The sequence below is a fragment of the Spirillospora sp. CA-294931 genome (genome assembly GCF_050946795.1).
GTDB lineage: Bacteria > Actinomycetota > Actinomycetes > Streptosporangiales > Streptosporangiaceae > Spirillospora.
In genome coordinates this window covers 901,236-915,132 of record NZ_CP192006.1, presented here as the reverse complement: position 1 = coordinate 915,132, position 13,897 = coordinate 901,236, and the positions used below count along the sequence as shown (strand labels likewise).

General features: G+C 71.4%; 17 protein-coding genes. 1 reads left to right on the top strand and 16 read right to left on the bottom strand.

Annotation, left to right across the window (positions count from 1 at the left end; all coding sequences use genetic code 11):
• Nucleotides 1–130 precede the first annotated feature (130 nt).
• From ACQPY4_RS04445 to ACQPY4_RS04400, 10 genes are all read right to left on the bottom strand, one after another.
• Nucleotides 131–1,987, bottom strand: coding sequence for a serine/threonine-protein kinase (locus ACQPY4_RS04445; RefSeq protein WP_433332678.1), 1,857 nt, complete (start codon nucleotides 1,985–1,987; stop codon nucleotides 131–133).
• 87 nt (nucleotides 1,988–2,074) lie between these two features.
• Nucleotides 2,075–2,383 carry a DUF1416 domain-containing protein gene (locus ACQPY4_RS04440; protein WP_433332676.1) on the bottom strand — a complete coding sequence of 103 codons (309 nt, stop codon included), beginning with the start codon at nucleotides 2,381–2,383 and terminating at the stop codon, nucleotides 2,075–2,077.
• A gap of 49 nt (nucleotides 2,384–2,432) precedes the next feature.
• Complete coding sequence (locus tag ACQPY4_RS04435; RefSeq protein WP_433332674.1) at nucleotides 2,433–3,272, bottom strand: sulfurtransferase; 840 nt, start codon at nucleotides 3,270–3,272, stop codon at nucleotides 2,433–2,435.
• Nucleotides 3,269–3,706, bottom strand: a complete 438-nt coding sequence (locus ACQPY4_RS04430) for a DUF4395 domain-containing protein (RefSeq protein WP_433332672.1) — start codon at nucleotides 3,704–3,706, stop codon at nucleotides 3,269–3,271. Before ACQPY4_RS04430 ends, ACQPY4_RS04435 begins: the two co-directional genes overlap by 4 nt.
• Before the next feature lie 80 nt (nucleotides 3,707–3,786).
• Nucleotides 3,787–3,852 (bottom strand): putative leader peptide, encoded by a 66-nt coding sequence (locus tag ACQPY4_RS04425; RefSeq protein WP_372443026.1) that lies wholly within the window; start codon nucleotides 3,850–3,852, stop codon nucleotides 3,787–3,789.
• A 117-nt stretch (nucleotides 3,853–3,969) separates the two neighbouring features.
• Complete coding sequence (locus ACQPY4_RS04420; RefSeq protein ID WP_433332670.1) at nucleotides 3,970–4,395, bottom strand: thioredoxin family protein; 426 nt, start codon at nucleotides 4,393–4,395, stop codon at nucleotides 3,970–3,972.
• Nucleotides 4,396–4,438: 43 nt separating this feature from the next.
• On the bottom strand, nucleotides 4,439–5,116 hold the full coding sequence (locus ACQPY4_RS04415) for an anti-sigma factor family protein (RefSeq protein WP_433332668.1): 678 nt from the start codon (nucleotides 5,114–5,116) through the stop codon (nucleotides 4,439–4,441).
• Nucleotides 5,117–5,136: 20 nt separating this feature from the next.
• A complete protein-coding gene (locus tag ACQPY4_RS04410) occupies nucleotides 5,137–5,649 on the bottom strand; it encodes a sigma-70 family RNA polymerase sigma factor (protein ID WP_433332666.1) in 513 nt (170 codons plus the stop codon).
• 71 nt (nucleotides 5,650–5,720) lie between these two features.
• Nucleotides 5,721–6,431: an LmeA family phospholipid-binding protein gene (locus tag ACQPY4_RS04405; RefSeq protein ID WP_433332664.1), complete on the bottom strand. Its 711-nt coding sequence runs from the start codon at nucleotides 6,429–6,431 to the stop codon at nucleotides 5,721–5,723.
• A gap of 127 nt (nucleotides 6,432–6,558) precedes the next feature.
• A complete protein-coding gene (locus ACQPY4_RS04400; protein ID WP_433332662.1) occupies nucleotides 6,559–6,819 on the bottom strand; it encodes a MoaD/ThiS family protein in 261 nt (86 codons plus the stop codon).
• Between the two features lie 220 nt (nucleotides 6,820–7,039).
• Here ACQPY4_RS04400 and ACQPY4_RS04395 point away from each other — a divergent pair, with 220 nt between their 5' ends.
• A complete protein-coding gene (locus ACQPY4_RS04395; protein ID WP_433332660.1) occupies nucleotides 7,040–7,756 on the top strand; it encodes a winged helix-turn-helix transcriptional regulator in 717 nt (238 codons plus the stop codon).
• A 51-nt stretch (nucleotides 7,757–7,807) separates the two neighbouring features.
• On the opposite strand, the gene ACQPY4_RS04390 is transcribed toward ACQPY4_RS04395, so the two are convergent.
• The 6 genes from ACQPY4_RS04390 to ACQPY4_RS04365 all read right to left on the bottom strand — a co-directional run bounded on the left by ACQPY4_RS04390 (nucleotide 7,808) and on the right by ACQPY4_RS04365 (nucleotide 13,869).
• Nucleotides 7,808–8,944, bottom strand: a complete 1,137-nt coding sequence (locus ACQPY4_RS04390) for a mandelate racemase/muconate lactonizing enzyme family protein (RefSeq protein ID WP_433332658.1) — start codon at nucleotides 8,942–8,944, stop codon at nucleotides 7,808–7,810.
• On the bottom strand, nucleotides 8,941–10,323 hold the full coding sequence (locus ACQPY4_RS04385; RefSeq protein ID WP_433332656.1) for an aldehyde dehydrogenase family protein: 1,383 nt from the start codon (nucleotides 10,321–10,323) through the stop codon (nucleotides 8,941–8,943). The genes ACQPY4_RS04390 and ACQPY4_RS04385 overlap by 4 nt, the downstream gene beginning before the upstream one ends.
• The gene (locus ACQPY4_RS04380) at nucleotides 10,320–10,949 is read right to left on the bottom strand and encodes a thiamine pyrophosphate-dependent enzyme (protein ID WP_433332654.1); all 630 of its coding nucleotides are present in this window, start codon (nucleotides 10,947–10,949) and stop codon (nucleotides 10,320–10,322) included. The genes ACQPY4_RS04385 and ACQPY4_RS04380 overlap by 4 nt, the downstream gene beginning before the upstream one ends.
• Nucleotides 10,950–10,951: 2 nt before the next feature.
• Complete coding sequence (locus ACQPY4_RS04375; protein WP_433332652.1) at nucleotides 10,952–11,533, bottom strand: hypothetical protein; 582 nt, start codon at nucleotides 11,531–11,533, stop codon at nucleotides 10,952–10,954.
• A gap of 127 nt (nucleotides 11,534–11,660) precedes the next feature.
• Nucleotides 11,661–12,383, bottom strand: a complete 723-nt coding sequence (locus ACQPY4_RS04370; RefSeq protein ID WP_433332650.1) for a GntR family transcriptional regulator — start codon at nucleotides 12,381–12,383, stop codon at nucleotides 11,661–11,663.
• Between the two features lie 100 nt (nucleotides 12,384–12,483).
• Entirely contained in the window at nucleotides 12,484–13,869 is a 1,386-nt protein-coding gene (locus tag ACQPY4_RS04365; RefSeq protein ID WP_433332648.1) for an MFS transporter, read from the bottom strand.
• Between the last annotated feature and the right edge of the window lie 28 nt (nucleotides 13,870–13,897).

The window sequence follows — 13,897 nt, the reverse complement described above, 5'->3', positions numbered from 1 at the left end:
GATGTGCCGGGGGCTGTCGAGGCGGCTCGGACGTTTGCCGATGCGCTGGTGCGGTGGGCCGGGGGGACGGTTTGGCCTGGGCTTCCGCCGGAGTCTTCGGGGAAGAGCTGGCGGGCCGCCGCGGAGTGAGCTACTGGATCCAGTCGAGTTTCGCCAGTTTCCAGTGGCCGTTGATCTGCTTCATGTCGGCCCAGTAGCCGTAGACGACCTTGCCCGTCTTGCCGTTCTTGTCGCCGGTGACGTTGACCGCCACGGAGATCATGATGGTGGCGCGGGCGGGTTGGGCGCCGGGTTTGAGGGCGGCTTCCAGGGGTGTGCCGGTGGCGACGCTTTGTTGTTTGACCATGGCGGCCACGTTCTTGGCCTTGTTGGACGAGACGGTGTTGTAGTACTCGCCCGTGGAGCAGTCCAGGAGTTCGTTCACGTCGGCTTCGGCGCGGCGGTAGTCGTAGGTCTGGAGGCGGCGGGCGCATTCCCGGGCGGCGTTCAGGGGGGTCTGCGCCGCTTGGCCGGGCCAGGCGGTGTCGTAGGTCCAGGGCTGGAGTCTGGGTTCCAGTGCGTCGAGTTCGTCGATGAGCCACGTGCCGTTCTGGTGGACGAGGGTGTAGCGGATCTGGTCGAGGGTGGTGACGGGTTTGCTCGACGAAGTCGTTACGCGGCGGACGAAGGAGAGTAGGGAGACGCGGCCCGGCGAGGACGCCAGGACGCCGGTGTCGATGATCGTGGACTTGATCGCGCCCTGGCGGCGTCGCAGGTCGTCGCGGATGGAGGTCAGGTTCGCGGTGTAGCGGGCCTGGGCGCGCTGGGTCATGCGCGAGTTGGCGCGCTGGACGTCGGCGTCCATCGTGCGGTTGTCGTAGTCGAGGACGTCGCGGAGGTGGGTGGCGGCCGCGGCGTGGCGGCGGGCCTCCTCCGGTGGGTCGAGGACGTCGGTCGCGACCGACTTCTTTGGCTTCTCGTCCCGGGTCAGGGTCCAGGCGGCCACACCGCCGCCCGCCATGAGGATGAGGGCGGCTCCGGCCGCGAGCACCTTGAGGCCTGTGCGGGGGCGGGGTGGAGGGAGAGTGGGCGGAGGCATGGGGGGTGGGAGGGGGGCGTGGATTATCGGGGCTTGAGGGATGGTCGTCGCCCAACCTTGCTGGGCCATGGTGGCGCCTTGGACCAGCGCGCCTTGGGGGCCTTCTTCGCCTAGGAGGCGTAGGAGTAACTGCTGGGCGGTCGGGCGGTGAGCTGGGTCTTTTCGCAGGCAGGCGGCGACGACGGCGCGGAGGTGGGGTGGGAGGCCGGTGAGGTCGGGCTGGTGGTGCAGGATGCGGTTGAAGACGGCCGGGATGGTGTCGTGGCCGTAGGGGGCCCGGCCCGTGGCCGCGAAGACGATGGTGGTGCCCCAGGCGAAGATGTCGACGGGGGTGTCGACCGGTGCGCCCGACACCTGTTCGGGTGCCATGTAGGCAGGGGTGCCGACGACGCCGCTGGAGGCCGTGGCGCGGCCGTCCAGGGCGCGGGCGATGCCGAAGTCGATCACGCGGGGGCCGTCCGGGCCCATGAGGACGTTCGGCGGCTTGAAGTCGCGGTGGACGACGCCGGCGCGGTGGATGGCGGTGAGGGCGGTCGCGGTGCCGATCGCGAGGCGGTCGAGGTCGGTGCCTGATCGGGGGCCCGTCTCTTTGACCAGGTAGTGCAGGGACGGTCCGGCGACGTATTCGCTGACGATGTAGGGGCGGTCGCCGTCCACGTCGGATTCGAGGACCTGCGCCGTGCAGAACCCGGCGACGCGTTCGATCACCGACAGTTCGCGGACGAAGCGGGCGCGAGCCTCGGCGTCCCGGTCGAATCGGGCGTGCAGGAGCTTGACCGCCACGGGACGTCCGGCGAGGCCCCGGCCGAGGTAGACCACGCCCTGGCCGCCCTCGCCGAGCCGTCCGGTCAGTTCGTAGGCGCCGAGCCGGCGCGGATCACCCGGAGCGAGAGGGGCCGGGTCCGTCATTCCTGCCTCCCGTGGTCGCGCGTCCATGGTGGCACGAACGCGAAGGACCCCGCCGCACCCGATGGCGCGGCGGGGTCCTCGGGGTTGTCAGATCGCGACCTCGAGCGCGGCGACCTCGCCGGTCTTGGCGGTGACCGCGTTGTCGACGCTCACGCCGCCGGCCGCCAGGACGCGGACGGTCCAGTCGCCGTCGGCGGCGAAGAAGCGGAACACGCCCTCGTCACCGGTGACGACCTCGGCGGTGAACTCGCCGGTGGCGTCGAGGAGGCGGGCGTAGGCACTGGACACGGGGGCACCTTCGCGGGTGACCGTCCCCTGGATGACGGCCTCGTTGGCCAGGTCGACGGTCGCGGGAAGGTGCGCCGTCTGCGCGGGCGCTGCGCAGCCCTGAGTCATGACTTCCTCCAACTCCGCGGCGCGTGGCCGCGGCTAGAACCGGGGTGGACTACTTGGCCTCGCCGAGCTCGATCGGGACGCCGACCAGCGAGCCGTACTCGGTCCACGAGCCGTCGTAGTTCTTGACGTCCTGCAGGCCGAGCAGCTCGCGCAGTGCGAACCAGGTGTGCGAGGAGCGCTCGCCGATGCGGCAGTAGGCGATGGTGGACTTGCTCAGGTCGACGCCGGCCTCGCTGTAGAGCTCGCGGAGCTCCTCGTCGGACTTGAACGTGCCGTCGTCGTTGGCCGCCTTGGACCACGGGATGCTGCGGGCGGTCGGCACGTGGCCGGCGCGCTGCGCCTGCTCCTGCGGGAGGTGGGCCGGGGCGAGCAGCTTGCCCGAGAACTCGTCGGGCGAGCGGACGTCGATGAGGTTCTTGGTGCTGATCGCGTCGACCACCTCGTCGCGGAAGGCGCGGATGGTGAGGTCCTGGTCCTTGGCCTTGTACTCGGTGGCCGGACGCGACGGGACGTCGGTGACCAGCTCGCGGGAGTCGAGCTCCCACTTCTTGCGGCCGCCGTCGAGCAGCTGCACCTTCTCGTGGCCGTAGAGCTTGAAGTACCAGTAGGCGTAGGCGGCGAACCAGTTGTTGTTCCCGCCGTAAAGGATCACCAGGTCGTCGTTGGCGATGCCCTTGGCGGACAGCAGCTGCTCGAACCCGGTCTTGTCCACGAAGTCGCGGCGGACCGGGTCCTGCAGCTCGGTCTTCCAGTCGATCTTCACGGCGCCACGGATGTGGCCCTTGTCGTACGCGGACACGTCCTCGTCGACTTCGACGAGAACCAGGCCGGGGGCGTCCAGGTTGGACTCCACCCATTCGGCGTCCACCAGAACGTCGGAGCGGCTCATGCGGGAACCTTCCTCTCGGAGCGAATCTTCGAAGTGGTGCGGCGGATCAGCAGATACATCTCGCAGCCGAGGCAGAACCCGAACGCCGCGTTCAGGAACGCCGCCCCCAGCGCGAAGGCGGTGGCACCGATGCCGAGCCAGGTGATCCCCAGGGCGTATCCGACCGTTCCCACAAGTGCGAATCCGAGACCGACGCCCTGGGCGAACCGGGGCGGGGCGGCGTCTTCGAGTTCCCTCGGGGGTCCGATGCGGGGCCGGACGAGCAGCGTGAAGACCTGCCCGTACGGAGCGAACCGCAGGCCGAGGACGGTCGCGAGTGCGAAGACCAGGGCCTGTGCGGCGAGCAACACCCAGTTTCCGGTGACCAGGACCGCGATCAGGACGAGGGTGGTGAGGGACGCTGCGAAGCGTTGCCCACGCGGATCGACCTGCATCGGGAGACTCCCGGCGGAGAAAGGGTGCGTACGAGCGAGAAGTTCAGAAGTGCTCGGGGCGGCGGATCGGGCTCGATGCCTCAGGCCATGCGACAGAGCGAGGCGGACACGCGGCAGAAATCAACCGCGCGTCGCTTCGTGAGCATCTGCTCTGTCCAGTAACGCACGGGACGATGGTAAGCCGAATTCGGCGGCGATGTCACATCCGTCTCGGGTTACGAGACAGTGACGGCCCTTTTCGACGCAGGTCAAGGGCTACGAGATCAAGGGATGGCGGTGCCCAGAGCCGCGATGACATCGGACTTGCGGGGTGCTCCGGCGGCCCGGCGGACGACGCGTCCGGCCCCGTCCAGCACCAGCACGGTTGGGGTGCGGATCACATTCAGCCTGCGCACCAGCTCCAGGTGCGCCTCGGCGTCGAGTTCGACGTGCTCGACGCCCTCGACCATCTCGGCGACCTCGCCGAGGATTCGCCGGGTCGCGCGGCAGGGGGCGCAGAAGGCGCTGGAGAACTGCACGAGGGTGGCCCGTTCCCCGAGGTCGGCGCCCAGTTCCACGGCGTCCAGACGCTCGTCCACGTGACCGTCCCCCTGCTTTCTCGCGCGCAGCCTGCCGTCGCGGTGCCGCCGGACGAGGCCGAAGACCGTCGCCAGGGCGAGCACCACCGCCGCTACCAGTAGGCCCTCCATCGTGAGTGACAACCCACGGGGGCCGTGACTTCTTCCGCGCGCCTCACGCGGGGATGGTGATCAGCGGCTTCCCGTCCAGCGTGACGATCTCCAGTGTGAAGATCTGCCCCCGCTGGAACATGGTGGAGCCGTAGTACTTTCCGTAGCCCTTCTTGTAGGCCACGTACCAGCTGCCGAGCATGTCCCTCTGTCCATCACGTGAGACGGCGTACAGGCGGCACCGCTGCCCGTAGGGCGCTCCCGACAGGTGGAGCTCGACGCTCGTGCCCCATTTCTTCTTGCCGAGGAGCACCTCGGCCTTCACCCGATCGCCCGGGCTGGCGGCCGTGAGCTTCTCGGCGTTCCCGGTGGGGTAGGCGGACGGTGCGGGCGTCACCGTCCGGACGGCCACGGGCCGGTCGTCGCGGGCGGACGCCGTCACCAGCCCGCCGGCGACCCCGCCCAGCGCGAGCAGCAGGGACGCCGCGGCGGCCAGCGGGACCCAGCCCGAACGCCATCGCGGACGGTCCCGCGCCGCACGCGCCAGCAACGAGTCGAGCATCTCGGGCGGCGGCCCGGTCACCTCGCGCAGCTGGGCCTCGTCCACCCGGCCGAGCAGCGCGGGCAGCCCGGCCAGACCGGCCAGCTCGTCCCGGCACGCGGGGCAGTGCTCCAGATGAGCGTCCACCCGGGTCCGCTCGGCGGGGTCGATCGCGCCGAGGACGTACACCCCCAGCGACATCCGTGTCTCACCGCAGCCGCTCACGGCGCCAACCCCCGCTCCTCCAATGCGAGTTTGAGCGCCCGCAACGCGTAGAAAGTCCGGGACTTCACCGTCCCCGGGGGGACGCCCAGCGCCTTGGACGCCTCCGCCACCGACCGTCCCCGGTAGAAGGTCTCCACCAGCACCGCCCGATGCGACGGCGACAGGTCGGCCAGGGCCTCGGCCACCGTCCACGACTCCAGCGCGCGGTCGATGTCGTCCGACCCGGCCGTGGACACCACGTGCTCGTCGATGTCGGTCTCCGGGGGCCGCGCGCGGCGCGCCCGGTGGGCGTCGACCACCAGATTGCGCGCGACGGTGAACAGCCACGGCCGGACGGGACGTCCCACGAGCGCCTCAGGATGCCGCCAGGCGCGCAGCAGCGTCTCCTGCACGACATCCTCGGCCTGGGAGCGGTCTCCGCCGGTCAGCCGCAGAACGTAGCCGAGCAGAGGACCGCCGTGCTCGTCGTAGAGGGCACGCAGCACCCCCTCATCCGCGGTTGGACCCACACCTCCAACACGTACGCCCCTCCCCCACGGTTCACAACATCCGCCAGGATCTTCGCCACGTTCCCGCGAGGTCAGCGCGTTTTGGCGTTCTGGAGGTCGTTGAGGCGGACGTCGTCGGCGGTCGCCGAGACGCGCAGCCCCTCGGCGGTGGGCTCGATCTTGCTGATCCGGGAGCCCACGGGCAGGTCGCGGACGGGGACGATCCAGCCGAGCCGCTGCTTGACCAGGGCCAGCGGGATCTGGGGGCCGCCGGACGAGCCGATCGAGATCGGGGTGATGACGATGCCCTTCGCCGAGGGCTTGACCGACACGGTCGCGGTGCCCGCCATCGGCAGGCCGCTGATCGTCCCGGTGAGGTCGACCTCCAGGTCGTCGCCCTTGGGGCCGATCCGCTTGACCTCGCGGGGCGCGCGCTGCTTGATCAGTTCGTAGGGGATCACGGCCGAGGCCGTCGCCGTCCCGGCGGTGACGTTGTCGGCGTTGCCCGAGCTCACCTCGGAAAGCGGCGCCTTGACCGACTTCATCTCGACCTTGACGTCCTGGACGGTGATGCCCTGGTCGGTCCACTGGCTGATGGTCACGTCGATCTTGTCGTAGTTCCCGCCGAGCGCCTGCGTCAGGAAGGGGAAGCCGTGGATCTTGACCTTGGGGGTCTCGCTCATGGCGTACTGCGTGGCGACCTGCTTGCCGATCTCGTTCTGGGCGATCCGCACGCCGATCCGATCGGCGGCGATCACGGCGCCGACGAACAGAACGAGCAGGACCAGCAGTGCCTTGCGCATATCTCTCCTCTGGGGAACCACGCGATGCGGCTCACCCTAGTGGCGGTGATCGTGCCGGGGAGTCGCCCCACGGTGTGAGATCCCGGGGCCGCCGCATCGGTTCAGGGGCCTACCCCCGGGTGTGAGATCAACCACCGGCGAACGGGGGCAGGACCTCCACGACGCCGCCCTCGGGCAGCGTGATCATCTCATGCGGGCGGGTCCCGACGGGCTCGCCGTCGACCAGGAACGAGCTGCGCCCCACGACCCGCCCGAACTCGCCGCCGCGCCCGGCCACACGGGTGGCCGCGGCGATCGCGTCGGCGAGCGTGCGGGCGTCGTACGGCTCCTCGGCCACGCCCGCCGCGGCCTTCGCCGCGGCCCAGTACCTGATCGTTCCCTTCGCCATGATCCCAGCGTCTCACCTTCCCGCCGTGGTCAACGCGGCGTCACCGGCCATTGCCCGCGATGGCACCTCGGATATGCTCTGGGTGAGGGATCCGGGCGATGGGGCCATGGAGTTCGTTGAATGTCCTGCATGGTCGCCTCCTCTTCACCCCTGGCGGCGTTCGCCGGGGCGGAAGACGAGCCGCCTGGGTCCTCGACGCTTTTTAGGCGAGGAGGCGGCAATGAGCAGCTTGCTCCTGCTGACCAACGCTCTGGAACCCTCTGACGAGGTCCTTCCGGCGCTCGGGCTTCTGCTGCACTCGGTGCGGGTCGCCCCGGCGGAGGGGTCGGCGCTCATCGACGCGCCACCGGCCGATGTGGTGCTCGTCGACGCGCGCCGCGACCTGGTCCAGGCCAAGAGCCTGTGCCGCCTGCTGCGCACCACGGGGCTCGACTGCCCCCTGCTGGGCATCGTGACCGAAGGTGGCCTGGCCGCCCTCAGCCCCGAGTGGGGCCTGGACGACCTGCTCCTGCAGTCCGCCGGGCCCGCCGAGGTCGAGGCCCGGCTGCGGCTGGCCGTGGGACGCGCCGCCGCCGTCGGCGAGGGCGACGACGTCCCCGGCGAGATCCGCAGCGGCGAGCTCAGCATCGACGAGGCCACCTACACCGCCCGCCTGCGCGGCCGCATCCTCGACCTCACCTTCAAGGAGTTCGAGCTGCTGAAGTACCTGGCCCAGCACCCGGGCCGCGTCTTCACCCGCGCGCAGCTCCTCCAGGAGGTCTGGGGCTACGACTACTTCGGCGGCACCAGGACGGTCGACGTCCATGTCAGGCGTCTTCGCGCCAAGCTCGGCGCCGAGTACGAATCCCTGATCGGAACGGTCCGGAACGTCGGCTACCGCTTCGTGCCCGACCACCGTCCGGGCGACCCCGAAGACGCGCCCGCCGTCCGCGCCTGACGCGATCGCGGGCCCCTCCCGCGCGAGGGGCCCGCGAAGAATCGCCGGGCGCTAGCCGGGGAGCTCGTACTTGACCACGACGTCTTCGGCGAGGTCGATGCCCAGGCCGGGACGGTCGGGAAGGAACACCTGGCCGCCCCCGTAGCCCAGACGGGTCTCGGGTGTGAGCAGCAGCTCGAAGTTGTAGATGCCTTTCTCCAGCGCGAAGTACTCCACGACCAGCGTGTTGGCGACGGCCGCGGTCAGATGGACGTGCAGGTTGTGGTGCCAGTGCGGGGCCATGCGCAGCCCGAAGGCGTCGGCGGCGTGGGCGATGCGCAGCCATTCGGTGACGCCCCCGGCGACGCCCGCGTCGGCCTGGAGGATGGACGCGGCGCCGGCCTGGATGAGGGAGCGGAACTCCCAGCGCGTCTGGTGGATCTCGCCGGTGGCGACGGGGGTGCGGATCTGGCGGGCCAGCTCGGCGTGGCCCTCGACGGACTCGGGCGACAGCGGCTCCTCGAACCACCACAGCGGCGTCTCACCCGCGGCGCGCTCGAAGGCCTCGATCGCGGCACGGGCCTCGTGGACGGAGGCGTAGGCGTTGTTGGCGTCCAGGGCGAGCCGGCCCTCCCCGTCGATCGCCTCGACGGCGGCGGCGACGCGGCGGGCGTCCTCGGCGACCGTGAGGCCGCCGACCTTGATCTTGTGGTCGGTGAAGCCCTGGGCCCGGTTGAAGGCGATCTCACCGGCGACGGCGTCGGTCCATTCGCCCTCGTCGGGACGGTAGTAGCCGCCGGAGGCGTAGGCGGGCTGCGGCGCGGTCGACCCGCCCAGCAGGACGGCGAGCGGCTGCCCGGCCCGCTTGGCCTTCAGGTCCCACAGGGCGATGTCGAGCGCCGACAGCGCCCGGACGACCGCGCCCCGGCGCCCGGCGAGCAGCACCTCCTGGTAGGCGCGCCCCCAAAGGCCGACCAGGTCGTCAGCGGGGGCGCCCAGGTAGACCGGGGTGAGCAGGTCGTCGACGGCGGTCCTGGTGAGCGGGCCGCCCGCCGTCCCGGCGTAGGTGTAGCCGAGCCCTGTCTCGCCTTGGTCGTCGGTCACCTCGACCAGCACGTAGTGGCGGTCGGCCAGATCGCGGTTGGACATGCGGGTGGGACGGTCGACCGGGATCGCGACCGCGCGGCTGCGGATGCTGCTGATCGTCATGAGGGCTCCTTCGGTGAGGTGACGCGGACGGACCGCAGGTTGGCCAGTTCGAGGGCGCCCTGGTCACCCAGTTCGCGGCCGTGACCGCTGGCCTTGACCCCGCCGACGGGCAGCCGGGGATCGGATTCGGAGATGCGGTTGACGAACACCGAGCCGGTGTCGATCCGGTCGGCCAGGGCGAGGGCGCGGCCGGTGTCGCGGCTCCAGATCGAGCAGCTCAGCCCGTACGGCGACAGGTCGGCGACCTCGGCCGCCGCGTCGGCCGAGCCGACGGTGTGCAGGGCGCCGAGCGGGCCGAAGGTCTCCTGCTGGAACGCGACCGCCCCGGGGTCGAAGACCTCGACCAGCGTGGGCGGGAACCACGCGCCGGGCCGGTCGTCGCGGGTGCCGCCTGCCAGGAGACGGCCGCCCTCGATCAGGGTGGCGTCGAGCTGGCCGAGCAGTTCGTCGCGCAGATCGACGCGGGCCATGGGGCCGATGTCGGTGCCGGGGGCGGCGGGGTCGCCGACCACCAGCGCGTCCATGGCGGCCACCACCGCGCCGGCGAACTCGTCGCGGACCGCCCGCTCCACGATGAGGCGCTTGGCGGCGATGCAGCTCTGGCCGTTGTTGAGGAAGCGGGACCGGACGGCGGCGCGCGCCGCGGCGGGCACGTCGGCGTCGGCGAGCACGATGAACGGGTCGGACCCGCCCAGTTCCAGGACGGCCTTCTTCACCGCCGCGCCCGCGCGGGCCCCCACGATCGCGCCGACCCGGTTGCTGCCGGTGAACGCGACGGCGGCGACGCGCGGATCGTCGATGAGCGGCCCGATCCGGGACGGCGGGAGCACCACGGCCGACAGGGTGCCGGGGCCGAAGACCTCGTCGAAGAGGGCCTGGACGGCCAGCGCGCCGCCGGTGACGTTGTCGGCGTGCTTGAGCACCACGGTGTTCCCGACCGCGACGGCGGGCACCGTCGCCCGGACGACCTGCCAGAACGGGTAGTTCCACGGCATGATCGCCAGGACCGTGCCGAGCGGGCGGGCCTGGACGCGGGCGGTGTCGCCGTCCAGATCGGCGGGACGCGGCGCGACCAGGTCGGGCAGCCGCGCGGCGTAGTGCTCGCAGGCCGCGGCGCACTTGGCGATCTCAGCGCGAGCCTGGTCGATCGGCTTGCCCATCTCGCTGGTGATCAACGCCGCGTGGAGGTCGATCCCGTCGCGCAGGCGGGCCGCCATCGCGCGCAGCCGCTCCGCCCGGCGTTCGGGAGGTTCCGCGCGCACACGGCGGGCGGCGGCGGACGCAAGGTCGAGCACGCTCTCAAGCTCGTCCGGCGTGGTGAAGGGATAGTCGGCGAGCGGTTCGCCGGTCACCGGATCGACCGTGGTGACGCCGGTCATGCGGCCGACCCCGGGCGGGCGGCGAGCCAGTCCTGGAAGCGGCGCGCGATGACGACCGGATTCTCCAGCAGCTTGGGCACGCCGGGCGCGTTGCCGGGCTCGATCCGCACGTGCAGGAACACCGGGCCGTCCTGGGCGAGAGCCTCGGCGAGCGACTCGCGCAGCTCTACCGCTTCGGTCCGGGGGGACGCCCCCTCGTGGCCCCCGGCGGCCGGGCGCAACACGGTCCAGCCGGACGCGGCGGCCAGCGCGCCCAGGTCGACGCGCGAGGAGTAGGTGGGCAGCCCGGCCGTCGAGGCGTAGACGCCGTTGTCGAGCAGCACCATCAGCAGGTTGCGCGGGGCCAGGAATCCCCCGGTCGGCAGCACGTTGGGGTTCATGAGCAGCGATCCGTCACCCTCGATCGCCACCACCTTGTCCGCCGCCGCCCCGCCGCCCGCGCGGTCCAGGCCGAGCGCGACCCCGGTGGCCACCGAACCCGCCAGGCCCATCGCGTCCAGCAGGTACAGGTGGTTGGGGCGGTCGGCGACGGCGGCGAGCTCCCGGCTGGTCGCCGCGCAGGTCACCACCACCGGCAGCCGGGCGGTCGCGGCGGCGAGGATCTCCAGTGCCTCGATGCGTCTCATGATCAGGCGCCCTTTCCGTCGGTGGACCAGAAGTGGGTCAGGACGACGACCGGCCGGAACGTCATGCGGGCGTGCGCGCCGGCCTCGGCGACCACGGCCCGCCAGTCGCCGGGCCCGCTGCGCCGGTCGAGCTCGAACACCCGGATCCCGAGCCGGTCGAGCAGGCCGGGCACGTGCTGGCAGAGCACATGGATCATGGAGTTGTACTCGCCGAGCCCGCCGCGCGTGTTCGCCACGATCAGCAGCGGCAGGTGGTAGGCGGCGTTGAACGTGGTCAGCGCGGTCAGTGCGTTGCCGAACCCGTTGTCCTGCATCACCACCGCGCCGAACCGGCCGGTCAGCGGCAGCGCGCCGAGGACGCCCATGGCCTCCTCCTCGCGCGACAGCGGGAACACGCGGGGGGACGCGCCGCCGGAGCCGCCGTCCGCGGCCACCAGCGCGGCGACGACCGGCGCGACGCTCGCCGACGGCACGTAGCCGATCAGGTCGGCGCCCGCGTCCCACAGGCCTTGGGCGACCGCTCCGGCGTAGGGCGGCGGCTCGGGACTTTCGGCGGTTTTGGGAGGGGTGGGAGGGGAGGTCAACGGTTCTCCTTCGCCGTCCGGGATCGCTCAGCGAACCACCGAGCATGCTTAACATACAAATACAGACGAGTAGCATGCAACTAGTGGATAGAGAAATCCCACCTGGCCCGGCACACGGCCGTGCCGGTCAGAACTGGATGTGCTCCCCGTCGGGGACCGCGACCTCGACCCACCGCCGCCACTCCGCGAGCAGCCCGCGGTTGTCCTGGCTGGAGTGCGCGACGAGGAGGTCGCCCGACCGGACGATGTGCTTGCGCATCGTCCGCTCGGCCGCGGCGCCGTCACGCCGCCGCAGTGCCTCGATGATGTCGAGGTGGTCCTGGAGGGCGACCTCGACCGGCTGGTGCTCGGGGACGCTGTACCGGCCGTCCAGGGAGAGGGTCTGCCGGAGCTCGGCGACGAACTTGGCCAGCCGCAGGTTGCCGCTGGCCCGCATGATCAGGTCGTGCAGGCGCTCGTCGGCCGCGAAGTACTCCGCGCCGCCGTCGGCGCGCTCCTTCATGATCTCGAACTCGGCGGTCAGCGCCGCGTCGTCGCGGGCGGTCATCACGGCGGCGGCGCTGCGGGCCGCCGGCGGTTCGAGCATGACCCGCAGGCTGCACAGCTCGACGATGCCCCGGCCGTCCTGCCCGAGCACCCGCGCGCCGCGGTTGCGCTCGATCTTGACCAGGCCCAGGTCGGCCAGCCGCAGCAGTGCCTCGCGCACCGGCGTCCTGGACGCGCCGAAGCGCTCGCCCAGCTCGCGCGAGGAGTAGAGCACCCCCCGTTTGAGCTGCCCGGCTCGGATGGCGTCGCGGATGTCGGTCGCGATCTGCTCGGACCTGCTGGACGGTTCGTCTTGCGAGGACAAAGGACTCCCTGGGAACCGGGCGGGGCCACCGGGAGCGCGTCCCGATGGCCCCGGTGGTGGCCCCAGCATAGCTTTCGCGGTTCTCCCCGCGGCCCGTCGATCACGGACGCGAGGGCCCCGGCGCCGGCCGCGAGGCGCCGGGTGCGGGCCGCTCGGGGACGGCCGAGCCGCGCGTCCGCCGCGCGGTCAGCCACATCCCGGCGATCACGACCATCGCCAGCACGTTCGCCGCGATCATCACCGACATCGACAGCCCGTCGCTGCCGCCGGAGGCGTCCTGGATCCAGCCGACCGCGAACGGGCTGGCGAAGCCGGCCAGGTTGCCCAGCGAGTTGATCAGCGCGAGCCCGCTGGTCGCCCCGGCGCCGGCCAGGAACGCCGTCGGCAGCGACCAGAACAGCGGCTTGGCCGTCTGGGCGGCCATGGTGGCCACGCAGATCGCGGCCAGCGCCAGCAGCGGTGTTCCCAGGCTCACCGCGGTGAGGACGAACGTGACGACCGAGACGCCCAGCGCGACCAGCACCGGGACGGACGAGCGCTCGTCGCGCACCAGCCGCCCGGTGACGAACATGCAGATCGCCGCCAGCAGGAACGGCAGCGCCGACAGCCAGCCGACCTGGACGCTGCTGAGGTCCTCGCCGACGTTGTCGATCACCGACGGCATCCAGTAGGCCAGCGGGTAGGCGCCGCTGAGCAGCAGGAAGTAGGCCGCGCACAGCCCGAGCACCTTGCGGTCGCGGAACACGGCGCGGTGGCTGGCCGGGCTGGTGGTGGCGGCGCGGTCACGCTCCTCGTCCGCCAGCGTCCGGGCCAGCCAGGCGCGCTGCTCGGCGGTGAGCCACCGCGCGTCGGCGGGCCGGTCGGACACGGTCAGGAAGAACACCACGCCGAGCACGACCGCGGGGACGCCGCCCAGCAGGAAGATCCAGCGCCAGCCGTCCAGGCCGAGGACGCCGCCGAGGGCCGACAGGATCCACCCGTTCAGCGGGCCGCCGAGCACCGACGCCAGCGGGATCGCGACCATGACGGTGGCGACGGCCTTCGGGCGGTAGGCGTTGGGGTACCAGTGGGTCAGGTAGAGCAGGATGCCCGGGAAGTAGCCCGCCTCGGCGATGCCGAGCAGGAACCGCAGGACGTAGACCGTCTCCAGGTTGCCCGCGAAGGCCAGCGAGCCCGCGATGATCCCCCAGGTGATCATGATCCGGGTCAGCCAGACCCGGGCGCCGAACCGGGCCATGGCGATGTTGCTCGGCACCTCGGCCAGCACGTAGCCGAGGAAGAAGATCCCGGCCGCGAACCCGTACTGGGTCGCGCTCATGCCGAACGAGCGCTCCATCCCGAACTTGGCGAAGCCGATGTTGATGCGGTCGATGTAGCTGACCACGTAGCCGAGCATCAGGAGCGGGATGAGCCTGACGGTCACCTTCCGCATCGTCTGGGCCTGGAGCGTGTCGTCACCGGGTCTTTCCCGTTGCTTCCCCACCATCTTGTCCTCCCGCCGAGGGTATGCGGAT

Bases quoted from the DNA above. Each gene is read 5' to 3' on its own strand.
- ACQPY4_RS04440 (WP_433332676.1), bottom strand. From the start codon at position 2,383: ATGACTCAGGGCTGCGCAGCGCCCGCGCAGACGGCGCACCTTCCCGCG.
- ACQPY4_RS04405 (WP_433332664.1), bottom strand. From the start codon at position 6,431: ATGCGCAAGGCACTGCTGGTCCTGCTCGTTCTGTTCGTCGGCGCCGTG.
- ACQPY4_RS04445 (WP_433332678.1), bottom strand. From the start codon at position 1,987: ATGACGGACCCGGCCCCTCTCGCTCCGGGTGATCCGCGCCGGCTCGGC.
- ACQPY4_RS04420 (WP_433332670.1), bottom strand. From the start codon at position 4,395: ATGGAGGGCCTACTGGTAGCGGCGGTGGTGCTCGCCCTGGCGACGGTC.
- ACQPY4_RS04400 (WP_433332662.1), bottom strand. From the start codon at position 6,819: ATGGCGAAGGGAACGATCAGGTACTGGGCCGCGGCGAAGGCCGCGGCG.
- ACQPY4_RS04365 (WP_433332648.1), bottom strand. From the start codon at position 13,869: ATGGTGGGGAAGCAACGGGAAAGACCCGGTGACGACACGCTCCAGGCC.
- ACQPY4_RS04415 (WP_433332668.1), bottom strand. From the start codon at position 5,116: ATGTCGCTGGGGGTGTACGTCCTCGGCGCGATCGACCCCGCCGAGCGG.
- ACQPY4_RS04435 (WP_433332674.1), bottom strand. From the start codon at position 3,272: ATGAGCCGCTCCGACGTTCTGGTGGACGCCGAATGGGTGGAGTCCAAC.
- ACQPY4_RS04385 (WP_433332656.1), bottom strand. From the start codon at position 10,323: ATGACCGGCGTCACCACGGTCGATCCGGTGACCGGCGAACCGCTCGCC.
- ACQPY4_RS04390 (WP_433332658.1), bottom strand. From the start codon at position 8,944: ATGACGATCAGCAGCATCCGCAGCCGCGCGGTCGCGATCCCGGTCGAC.
- ACQPY4_RS04430 (WP_433332672.1), bottom strand. From the start codon at position 3,706: ATGCAGGTCGATCCGCGTGGGCAACGCTTCGCAGCGTCCCTCACCACC.
- ACQPY4_RS04380 (WP_433332654.1), bottom strand. From the start codon at position 10,949: ATGAGACGCATCGAGGCACTGGAGATCCTCGCCGCCGCGACCGCCCGG.
- ACQPY4_RS04395 (WP_433332660.1), top strand. From the start codon at position 7,040: ATGAGCAGCTTGCTCCTGCTGACCAACGCTCTGGAACCCTCTGACGAG.